Here is a 2,884-nt window from a genome sequence, read left to right as displayed (position 1 = left end):
CAACCTGGCCAGGTCGAGCTTTTATAAAAAACTGGTTGGATATTGGGAAAGCTGGTCCCAAAACCTTTTTTCTCAAAATTTCGGATTTAAAAAAGTTCGGGTCCTGACCCTGACCATTTCAGAGGAGCGGGTAAAAAGCATTCTACGAGCTGGTAAAGAGCTTGACCCAAGAAAAAAGGGGTCAAAAATGTTTTTGATGGCTCCGGACAAGTCTTTTGACATATCCCGGCCGGAAACAATTTTGGGGCCTTCCTGGGTGAATGGATGCGGTGAAACCGTGCCTCTGATTGACTAAGTCCCCTATTCCCTTATAATAAAATTATCCACAGCCCGTTCCGATGGTTCCCACTGTTGAGCTTATGACCGCCGGCGCCTTTTAGACTTTTGGGCAAGAAGTTTGGCGCCGGCACTGCTCCGGAATAGGTGGTGGTTTTGCTTGTCGGACCACCTAAACCCCAAAAACACTGGGTTTAGGAGCAAGGCCAGGCGCGGGCCGGTTTCGTGGTTGTGACTGTGTTCGTAGTTGAGCCGTTAACAAGGAGGGCTGTGGAAAAATAAAAAAGGCACCCCTCTTTAAGTTGGGGTGTCTTTGATTCCACATACTGTGGAGGCTATTGACAAAATAGAATCTAACCATTAGAAATTTCTGAATCAAATCTATCTGAAAAAAGGGGGGGGGATATGCCTGCAGAAATCCAACAAATAATTCAGGAAATTACAAAGTTAGTTCAGCAAAATCAGGTTGTTGGTATAATCATAGCTATTATAGCAATAATCATAGTATTAGCAATTGTTGTTTTTATCCTAAAAACGCTATTTAAAATAATAACATTACCTTTCCGGTTACTTTTTGGGAAAAAGACAACCCAAGAAACCAGCCATCTTCATAGAAGTGATGGTTGGGGCGGCCAACCTCATGTTGATTTATATGAAAAAGATTCAAAAGGAAAAACAATAAAACAGGATCATGGCCATTCTCCGACCATTCATCCGCCCACCAAAGATGAAGATGGTGCTATTAAATTGCCTGGGAAAGAGCATCTTCCCCCGCCTTATGGTGATATAGAATTTAAAAAGCGCAAAAAATAACAGAAAGAATTAAGTATGAAAAGATCAAAACCAATAAGCCTTGGGGCCTATACGGCAAAAACTGGTGAGATATTTGATTTAAGTTGGGATAAATGGATAGAACCATCTCACTCAGATTACCGTAAATATTTTATACTTGCGTCAAATAAAACCTGGGGGGGGAAATATTTCACCGTTTTTATTAAAAAAAGCAAATACCCCCAAGAAGCAGATGCTACAAGATTGGCTACATCTTACGTATTAAATAGGGTAAAAGAGCGTCTTGATATTTCTAAAGATGGGCAACTACCATTAATTTTTACTCAATCAGAAAGTGAGGGGTGGGCGCTCATATAAATTATAAATAAAAAAGACGCTTTTATTTTAGAGCGTCTTTGTATTCCCGTCTTTGGGACGGTTTTTTTTATTGTAAAATCTCCTTGATTTTTTCCGGGTCCAGGTGATGGGGCTTTTTGCCAAAAGCCGAATAATCCACGGCCCGGCACCAGAGCTCCGAACCTATGGCCCTAAAACAAGCTGCCGTGCATTTCTCTCCGGATTCATCCACGTCGAACATAAAAAGAGCCTTTCCTCGATGACCCAGGAACCCTATAAGCGCCTCGACCTGTTCATCTGATATCGAGGCCCCCTGCAAGGCACAAACGCGCTTGACGCCTGCTTGGTGGAATTTCCAAACGCTTTTATAGCTCTCCACCAAAACAAGTGGCTTGGGGCTCTTTTCCTGGCCGAAAAGATTGTAAACCACCAAACTTTTATAAAAATCCGGGGGCTGTTTGTATTTTCCCTCTTCCTCGGCCTGGTCGTCTGTAATGGCCCGGCCACAATAGGCCACCAGCTGTCCGGAATGGTCCAGGATCGGAATTGCAATCCGCCCTTTCATCATGCCCTTGGAACAAAATCCAAGCCCAAAATGCTTTACGGTTTCCGGCTCTATCCCCTGCTCGGAAAACCAGGCGTGGCCAGGGTCCAAGTTTTGAAGCTGGAAGGTTAAGGGTTTATTTTCCTTTTCCCCCTCCTCCGGCCTTTGCGGTTCTAAGGTTTCTTGGCCCGGCTTCACCAAATGGCCGTCAGGCGCTTTTTTCGCCTTCCCCCTACCCTTACCCCTATCTTTTTTGGCCTCTTTGGATGCTTGGGCCTGGCCAGACCCTAAAAACCTCTTTTGAAGAATAAAGGCGGCCTCGCGGAGCTCCACGCCTTCCATTTTGGCCACAAAGTCAATGACGTTTCCCCCACCCTGGCAGTTGCCAAAACAATTCCAGATGTTTTTTTCTGGATTCACGGAAAATTGCCGGGGGTTTGACCCTTTATGGATCGGGCAAACCGAAGTTAGGTTTTTTCCTCCTGGCTTCATTTTGTCCCAAAGCCCGTATTTCTCCAAGACCATTTGCATGGTCACCTTTTCCTTGATTTCCGCATAGGAAACCCATCCGTTTTTTGCCATAAGCCTTTTATCCCTCCTTTCTTGGTTTATTGGTGTATCTAAATATTTGAATATAATAGATTTACTGTCAATCCCCCCTCCCCATCCTTTCTCTTTTAACCAGTTTGAAAACAGTGGCGATAGCCCACAAGTTCAAGAAACCAGTTCCCCCCGCGTCGGGTCCCGGCATTCTTCCTTTTTATAGGAGCGTAGCGACGACGAAAAAGGTTAGAAGGCCGTGGAGCTCCCGACCTCGCCTTTTAGAGCCGGGCTTGTCCAAGAGCACAAACGATAGTGCGGGGCGATTGGGTAACAAACCGTGGGACAAAAGGCGAGGTCGGGAGGTACGACCAGACGCGGGGGGAATCAGTTAAG

Annotated in this window: 4 protein-coding genes; 3 read left to right on the top strand and 1 reads right to left on the bottom strand. The window is 45.2% G+C overall.

All coding sequences use genetic code 11. The features are described from left to right. From G491_RS36175 to G491_RS35725, 3 genes are all read left to right on the top strand, one after another. Positions 1–295: hypothetical protein (locus G491_RS36175; protein WP_035220258.1), on the top strand; the 295-nt coding region annotated here is incomplete at its 5' end. A 386-nt stretch (positions 296–681) separates the two neighbouring features. Further along, complete coding sequence (locus G491_RS0125955) at positions 682–1,089, top strand: hypothetical protein (protein WP_028316607.1); 408 nt, start codon at positions 682–684, stop codon at positions 1,087–1,089. A gap of 15 nt (positions 1,090–1,104) precedes the next feature. Then, entirely contained in the window at positions 1,105–1,425 is a 321-nt protein-coding gene (locus tag G491_RS35725; protein ID WP_157468601.1) for a hypothetical protein, read from the top strand. 67 nt (positions 1,426–1,492) lie between these two features. Here G491_RS35725 and G491_RS0125950 read toward each other — a convergent pair whose 3' ends face one another. Next, a complete protein-coding gene (locus G491_RS0125950) occupies positions 1,493–2,530 on the bottom strand; it encodes a CHC2 zinc finger domain-containing protein (protein WP_028316606.1) in 1,038 nt (345 codons plus the stop codon). Between the last annotated feature and the right edge of the window lie 354 nt (positions 2,531–2,884).

The organism is Desulfatibacillum aliphaticivorans DSM 15576, from assembly GCF_000429905.1.
GTDB lineage: Bacteria > Desulfobacterota > Desulfobacteria > Desulfobacterales > Desulfatibacillaceae > Desulfatibacillum > Desulfatibacillum aliphaticivorans.
This window is presented reverse-complemented; position numbering and strand designations above follow the sequence as displayed.